Here is a 7,545-nt window from a genome sequence, read left to right on the forward strand (position 1 = left end):
CCTCGCCTCTCCCGAGACGCCTGCAATGAGCCGTGCGATGCCGCGCATGATCGTCCCGGTGGTGCTCGTGGCCATCGCGGCCGGCGTGATCGTCATCGCGCCGCTGCTGCTCGATACCTACCTCGTGAACATCCTGGTGCGTGCCTGCTTCGTCGCCATCGCCGCCATTACCGTCGACATCATGTGGGGCTATTGCGGCACGCTGACCTTCGGCCAGTCCGCGTTCTTCGGCATCGGCGCCTATGCGCTCGCAATCATGTTCACCGAATATGGCTTCGGCACCTGGCAGGTGTGTGCAGCGATCGCCGCCGCGGTTGCCGTCGCTGCGGCGGTGGCTGCCTTCACCGGCTGGCTATCGTTCTATCCCGGCTCGACACCGCTCTACGCCTCGGTGATCTCTCTGGTGGTGCCGATCGTGCTGGTGCAGATCCTCTATTCCGGCGGCACCTTCACCGGCTCGTCCAGCGGCCTCGTCGGCTTCGAGAGCTTCGATCTGGAGATCGACACCTGGCTGCGCCTCGCCGGCCTCGGGCTGCTTGCCTCGGCCGTGCTGGCGCTCATCCTGATGCGCAGCGACACCGGGCGCCTGCTTGCAGCGCTGCGCGACAACGACGCGCGCTGCACCTATCTCGGCATCGACACCTCGCGGCTGCGCATCATCGTGCTCGTGCTGTCCGCGATCGTGTCTGCGCTCGCCGGCTTCTTCTACGCGGGCTTCGGCGCCGTCGCCGCGCCCGAGAACGCCAGCTTCACTTTCGGCACTAACCTCGTGATCATGGTCGCGCTCGGCGGCCGCGGCACCGTGATCGGTCCGGTGATCGGCGCGCTTTGCATCGAGGTGGCGAGCGCCTACCTTGCCAATAGCCTCCCCTATGTGTGGGAGCTGATCGTCGGGCTTGCGCTGATCATCGTGATCCTTGTCTTCCCCGACGGCCTGCTCGGCGCTGTGATGCGCCTGTTCAAGCGCGGTGGTTCGGGACGGAGCACTGCGACGACGCTGCGCCCGGCCACCGCCGCCACGGCCGTCAGCCATCCGGACGCCGTTGCTATCGAAGTTCGTGCACTCGGCAAGCACTATGGCAGTCTCGCAGTGCTGGACGGCGTGCAGTTCACGGCATATCGCGGCGAATTGCTGAGCCTCGTCGGTCCCAACGGGGCCGGCAAGACCACCTTAATCCGTTGCCTCTCCGACGGCCGCGAGCGCTCGACCGGCGACGTCGCGATCGCCGGCCGTGACATTGCGCGACTGCCGCCGGATCGCGTCGTCCGTTTTGGTCTCGGGCGCAAGTTCCAGACGGCTTCGGTGTTCGAGACGCTGACCGTCGCCGAGTGCCTGCGCGTCGCGCGGACACATGCTGATCCTCCTGCAATGACGTCGCGCGCGGTGACGCTGGCGCTGCCGCCTGCCGCCATGTCGGTCGTCGAACGCTCCGGGCTCAGCGAGCGCCTCGATGAGGAAGCGCGCAATCTGAGCCACGGGCTCAAGCAGGCACTCGAGCTCGCGATGGTGCTGTCGCTCGAGCCCGACGTGCTGCTGCTGGATGAGCCAACCGCCGGACTGACGCGCGCGGAACGGCAGAGCTTCGCCGACATCCTCACCGCCCTCGCCCGTCGCGACCGGCTCTGCATTCTCCTGGTCGAGCACGATCTCGATTTTGTCCGCGAGATCTCCTCGCGCATCATCGTGCTGCACCAGGGCCGCCTCGCACTCGACGGCTCGGTCGACGAGGTCGTGAACAGCGATCTGGTGCGCGAGATATATACCGGCCAGCACGCGCCGCATGCGGAGGCCACGGCATGAGCGCGACGCTGGAAGTCACCGAGCTGGCGAGCGGCTATGGCTCGTCGGAGGTCATCAGCAATGTCGGCTTTGCACTGGCAAAGGCCGAGACGCTTGCCATCGTCGGCAAGAACGGCATGGGCAAGACCTCGCTGCTCAAGGCCATCGTCGGCTTCCTGCCGGCCTGGCGCGGCCGAGTGAAACTTGCAGGCAAGGACGTGACGCGGGTGGCGCCGCATCTGAAGCGGAAGATGGGGCTGGTCTATGTTCCCCAGGAACATGCGCTGTTCCAGGACCTGTCGGTGCGCGACAATCTCAGACTTGGGGTGCTCACGGACGATGACATGACCGCGCGTTTCGAGCAGGTCGGCGGCTGGTTTCCGGTGCTGACCAAGCGGCTGAGCCAGCGGGCCGGCACGCTGTCCGGCGGCGAGCAGAAGATGCTGATCGTTGCCCGCGCGCTGATGGCGAAGCCCGACGTGCTGCTGCTCGACGAGGTCACGGAAGGTCTGCAGCCGTCCGTCGTCGATCGGCTCTCCGAGGTGCTGGTGCGGATCCGGCGCGAGATCGGCACCTCGATGATCGTGGTCGAGCAGCATCTGCCGTTCGCGCTTTCGATCAGCGACAGATACCTCGTGTTCAAGCGCGGCGAGATCGTCGATGCCGCCGCGGTCGATCGTGACTCCGCCGCGCGCATCGACGAGCACATGCGCATCTAGCGGACCCGTCGCCGCGAGAACAGCGAGATCAGGACCGGCAGCGTGATGAGGATGACCACCGGCGCCAGCATCATGCCGGTGACCACGACGATCGCAAGCGGCTTCTGCACCTGCGAGCCGATGCCGGTCGACACCGCGGCCGGCATCAGGCCGATGCCGGCGACGACGCAGGTCATCAGCACCGGACGAAGCTGCAATTCGCCGGTGCGGATGACCGCCTCGATGCGGTCGACGCCCTCGTCGATCAGCTGGTTGAACTGCGACAGGATGATGATGCCGTCCATCACGGCGATGCCGAACAATGCGATGAAGCCGATCGCGGCCGACACGCTGAACGGAATGCCCGACAATACGAGGCCGACGACGCCGCCGAAGATCGCCATCGGGATCACGCTCATCGCCAGCAGCGTGTCGACCATCGAGCCGAAATTGAACCACAAGAGCACGCCGATCAGAGCGAGGCTGATCGGCACCACGATCGACAACCGTTTGATTGCGTCCTGCAGATTGCCGAACTCGCCGACCCACTCGACGCGTGAGCCCGGCGGCAACTGCACCTGCTCGGCGACCTTCTGCTGCGCCTCCTGGATCGCGCTGCCGAGATCGCGCTCGCGCACCGAGAACTTGATCGGCAGATAGCGCTCCTGCTGCTCGCGATAGATATAGGCCGCGCCCGAGACCAGCTTGATGGTCGCGACCTCGCTCAGCGGAATCTGGGTGATGCCGTTCGGCCCCTGCGCGCCGATGCGCAAATTCTCGATCGCCTCCGCACTCTTGCGATATTCCGGCGCCAGACGGACGATGATCGGGAAATGCCGGTCGCTGCCCGGCTCGTAGAGATCGCCCGCAGTGTCGCCGCCGATCGCGACCTTGATGGTGGCGTTGATGTCGCCGGGCGCCAGCCCATAGCGTGCAGCCTTGGCGCGGTCGATGTCGATCTGGACCGTCGGCTGTCCGAGCGAGGTGAACACCGCAAGGTCGGTGACGCCCTGCACGGTGGACAGGACCTGCTTGATCTTGTTGGCGGTGTCCGTCAGCGCCTGCAGATCATTGCCATAGAGCTTGATCGAGTTCTCGCCCTTCACGCCGGACACGGCTTCCGAGACGTTGTCCTGCAGATATTGCGAGAAGTTGAACTCGACACCGGGAAAGCGGTCGTCGAGCTGCTTCAGCAGCTCCGCAGTGAGCTGGTCCTTGTCCTTGGTGCCGGGCCAGTCCTTGACCGGCTTCAGCGGCGCGAAGAACTCGGCATTGAAGAAGCCCGCGGCATCGGTGCCGTCGTCGGGACGGCCGTGCTGCGAGACCACCGCATCGACCTCGGGCCGCGCGCGGATGATCTTGCGCATCTCGTTGACGTAGGCGTTGCCTTCCTGCAGCGAGATCGTCGGCGGCAGGGTCGCACGGATCCAGAGATTGCCCTCCTCCAGCTTGGGCAGGAATTCCAAGCCCAGCAGTCGGCCAACCACCACCGTCAGCAATACGAGGCCGATCGCGCCGGTCATCACCAGGTTGCGATTGCCGACAGCCCAGCGCAGCACCGGCGAATAGATCGCGTGCAGCAGCCGCATCAGCCGCGTCTCGGTCTCCTCGACATGCGCCGGAAGGATGATCGCACTGAGCGCGGGCGTGACCGTGAAGGTCGCGAGCAGACCGCCGGCGAGCGCATAGGCGTAGGTGCGCGCCATCGGCCCAAAGATGTTGCCCTCGACGCCGCTGAGCGTGAACAGCGGCAGAAACGCGGCGATGATGATGGCTGCGGCAAAGAAGATCGAGCGCGACACGTCCGCCGCGGCCGACAGGATCGCGTGGCCCTTCATGCCCATCATCGTTTCCGGTGAGATGTGGCTCTCCTCGGCTGCCGATAGCGGCGTGGTCTGCGTCAGCCGGCGGAAGATCGCCTCCACCATGATGACGGTGGCATCGACGATCAGGCCGAAATCGATCGCACCGACCGACAGCAGGTTGGCGGATTCGCCGCGCAGCACCAGGATGATGACAGCAAAGAACAGCGCGAACGGAATGGTGGCGCCGACGATCAGCGCGCTGCGCAGATTGCCCAGGAAGATCCACTGCAGCAGCACGATCAGGCCGATGCCGACCACCATGTTGTGCAGCACGGTGTGGGTCGTGGTGTCGATCAGGTCCTTGCGGTCGTAGATGCGCTCGATACGCACGCCCGGCGGCAGGATCGTCGAATTGTTGATCTGATCGACCAGTTGCTCGACGCGGGCGATCGTCGGCGAGCTCTGCTCGCCGCGCCGCATCAGCACGATGCCCTGGACGATGTCGTCATTGTTGTTCAGGCCGGCGATGCCGAGCCGCGGCTTCTCCGCCACCGTGACGTTGGCGACGTCCTTCACCAGCACCGGGTTGCCGCCGCTCTGCGACACCATGGTGTTGGCGAGGTCGTCCATCGAGCGGATCAGGCCGACACCGCGCACGACCGCCGACTGCGTGCCGATCTCGACCGTGTTGCCGCCGACGTTGATGTTGGAGTTGCCGACCGCCTGCAAGAGCTGCGGCAGGGTCAGGCCGTTCGCGACGAGCTTGTTGAAGTCGACCTGGATCTCATAAGTCTTGGTCTTGCCGCCCCAGCCGGTGACGTCGATGACGCCAGGCACCGCGCGGAAGCGCCGCTGCAGCACCCAGTCCTGCAAGGTCTTGAGGTCGAGCACGCTGTAGCCCGGCGGACCGCGCAAGCGATAGCGATAGATTTCGCCGACCGCGCTGAGCGGTGAGATCTGCGGCGTGACGTTGCCCGGCAGCGGCGACAGTTGCGACAGGCGATTCAGCACCTGCTGCAAGGCTTCATCGTAGGTGTAGTCGAACGAGAACTGCAGCTTGACGTCGGACAGGCCGTACAGCGAGATCGTGCGGATGGTGCGCAGGTTCTTGATGCCCGCGACCTGGGTCTCGATCGGGATCGTAATGTAGCGCTCGATCTCCTCGGCCGAGAGGCCGGGGCTCTGCGTCACGATGTCGACCATCGGCGGGGTCGGATCTGGATAGGCCTCGATGTTGAGCTGGCGGAATGCGATCAGACCTCCGATCAGGACGGCGACGAACATTCCGACCATCAGGAAGCGCCGCTGAACGGCGATGGCGACGAGACGGTCCATTCAGATCGGCACTTTCAGGAAGACAGGCAGGAGAAGCGCATGTCAGCTGCCCGAGGCTGCGCGATCGATGAACAGGCTGCCCTTGGTGACGATCTGCTCGCCGGCGCTCAGATTGCTTTCGACCGCGACCTGATCGCCATTGATCAAGCCGGTCTTGATCTTGCGCAACTCGATCGACTTGTCGGGGCGGGCGACCCAGACGCGGACCTGATTGCCTTCGTAGATCAGCGCCTGCCGCGGCACCGCGACCGCGGGCTGTTCGCCTGGCGAATAGATCGTCACGTTGGCGAACATCTCCGGCTTCAGCTGGCCATCCTTGTTGTCGATGGTGGCGCGGACCAGGAGCCGCCGGGTCGCCGGGTCGATCGATGCGGCGACGTAGTTGATGCTGGCCTTGAGCGGCCGGCCGGGCAGCGCCAGCACGTTGACGAGAATCTCCTCGCCGACGTTCACCAGCGCCGCATCGCTCTCGCGGACGAAGGCCGTCAGCCAGACGGTGGAGAGATCACCGATCACGAATACCGGGTCGCTCGCACCGGAATTGACATATTGTCCAGGGCCGACCTTGCGCTGCACGACCGTGCCGGCGATCGGCGAGTAGATGGTGATCTCGCGATCGATCACGCCCTTGCTCTGGAAATCGGTGATCGCGACCTCGGTGAAGCCGAGGATGCGCAGCTTGTTGCGCGCGGCCTCCAGCGCCGTTTGTGACGACCGCATGTCATTCTGAGCCTGAACGGAGGTCGCCTCCGCCTGCTGGAAATCCTTCAGCGGGATCGCCCGGCCTTCGAACAGGTCCTTGGCGCGCTTGTACTGGATGTCGGCGAGGTCGAGGGCAGACTTCGCCTTGTTCATCGCGGTGATGGCGGCGATGAAATCGTTCTGCGCCTGCACGGTGTCGGCGGCCTCGATCACGAACAGCGGCTGGCCCTGGCGCACGGTTTCGCCGGGACGGGCGAGCAGCTTGGTGACACGGCCGGCATAGGGCGAGAAAACCGGTGTCGAACGATCCTCGTCGACGGCAACCTTGCCCTCGGTAATATGCTCGGCACGAAATATCTTCTCGCACACCGGCTCGATCGTCAGCGTCGACCATTCCGCCGCCGATGGCGTGAAGCTGGTGCCGTTGCGTTTGGACTGGCTGGAGAGCTCGATATTGTCCTTCGCAGCCGTTCCCGACCGGAACTGCATGTAGCCATAGCCGCCCGCGCCGGCCATCGCCAGGGCAGCAAGGCCGATCAGCAGCCGCTTGGTGCTGAGCATCTGCGGAGATGGGTTCATGTCAGACGCCATGGCTGGTCAGATCGGCTCGCTTTATCGGTCGACGATTCCGGCTCTGGCGGTCTCATCGTTGCGCTAATAGTGCGGAACTGGAGCTTTAAACAACCTAAAAATCGCCCAACCCGCCTCTGTTTTGCTTTAAAAATTTGAAAGTTGAACGACAGCCGTTCAGCCTGCATTCAGCTGGTTCCGGGCAATCGCGGTTTCACCGCGACGCACCATGGACGCATCGAGCGCGCGGCGGATCGCCGTGACGGTGTTGCCGGTCTGTAGGCCAACCTCCGCGGGTACGCACCTACTCCAGCCTGACGCCCATGCTCCGGATTTGCGTTCCAGCTCGGACGGGCTCGCAACGTTGCGCGTGTCCGCAAAAATCGAGTCATGGTTTTCAAGGCCCTGCGATGGGTGACGGTCCATCGTGCGATCATCCGTTGCAGCTTCGATCCGTTGACTGTGACACGCACATGAAGACGTCGTCTCGCGGCGCGGATGCGCCCGAGTCTTGCCGATCGTTTCACCCTCTCGTGAAGAGGGCGCAGGGAAGGCCAGGCGCCGGCTGACGCCTGCGGCCCGCCTGCGAGAAAAAATGCAGGCGGCAGGTACCACAGGTGCAGCCGAGAACGCCCGGCCTTCCCTGCGCGATGGT

The 7,545-nt window shown here is 64.7% G+C and carries 5 protein-coding genes; 2 read left to right on the plus strand and 3 right to left on the minus strand.

Annotation, left to right across the window (positions count from 1 at the left end):
* The first annotated feature begins 25 nt into the window (after nt 1-25).
* Entirely contained in the window at nt 26-1,801 is a 1,776-nt protein-coding gene (locus QX121_RS08260; RefSeq protein WP_315811617.1) for a branched-chain amino acid ABC transporter ATP-binding protein/permease, read from the plus strand.
* A complete protein-coding gene (locus QX121_RS08265; protein ID WP_315811618.1) occupies nt 1,798-2,499 on the plus strand; it encodes an ABC transporter ATP-binding protein in 702 nt (233 codons plus the stop codon). The genes QX121_RS08260 and QX121_RS08265 overlap by 4 nt, the downstream gene beginning before the upstream one ends.
* Here the strand turns inward: QX121_RS08265 and QX121_RS08270 are convergent.
* The 3 genes from QX121_RS08270 to QX121_RS08280 form a co-directional block, all read right to left on the minus strand.
* The gene (locus QX121_RS08270; protein WP_315779718.1) at nt 2,496-5,618 is read right to left on the minus strand and encodes a CusA/CzcA family heavy metal efflux RND transporter; all 3,123 of its coding nucleotides are present in this window, start codon (nt 5,616-5,618) and stop codon (nt 2,496-2,498) included. The two genes, QX121_RS08265 and QX121_RS08270, sit on opposite strands and share 4 nt — an antisense overlap.
* 42 nt (nt 5,619-5,660) lie before the next feature.
* Nucleotides 5,661-6,899, minus strand: coding sequence for an efflux RND transporter periplasmic adaptor subunit (locus QX121_RS08275; RefSeq protein ID WP_409998095.1), 1,239 nt, complete (start codon nt 6,897-6,899; stop codon nt 5,661-5,663).
* 168 nt (nt 6,900-7,067) lie between these two features.
* On the minus strand, nt 7,068-7,545 hold a 478-nt coding region (locus QX121_RS08280; RefSeq protein ID WP_315811619.1), incomplete at its 5' end, for a hypothetical protein.

Origin of the sequence: Bradyrhizobium sp. SZCCHNR2028 (genome assembly GCF_032380995.1) — a bacterium.
Classification (GTDB): Bacteria; Pseudomonadota; Alphaproteobacteria; order Rhizobiales; family Xanthobacteraceae; genus Bradyrhizobium.

Coding starts and splice junctions, on each gene's coding strand:
- QX121_RS08265 (WP_315811618.1), top strand. CDS start 1,798: ATGAGCGCGACGCTGGAAGTCACCGAGCTGGCGAGCGGCTATGGCTCG.
- QX121_RS08260 (WP_315811617.1), top strand. CDS start 26: ATGAGCCGTGCGATGCCGCGCATGATCGTCCCGGTGGTGCTCGTGGCC.
- QX121_RS08270 (WP_315779718.1), bottom strand. CDS start 5,618: ATGGACCGTCTCGTCGCCATCGCCGTTCAGCGGCGCTTCCTGATGGTC.
- QX121_RS08275 (WP_409998095.1), bottom strand. CDS start 6,899: ATGAACCCATCTCCGCAGATGCTCAGCACCAAGCGGCTGCTGATCGGC.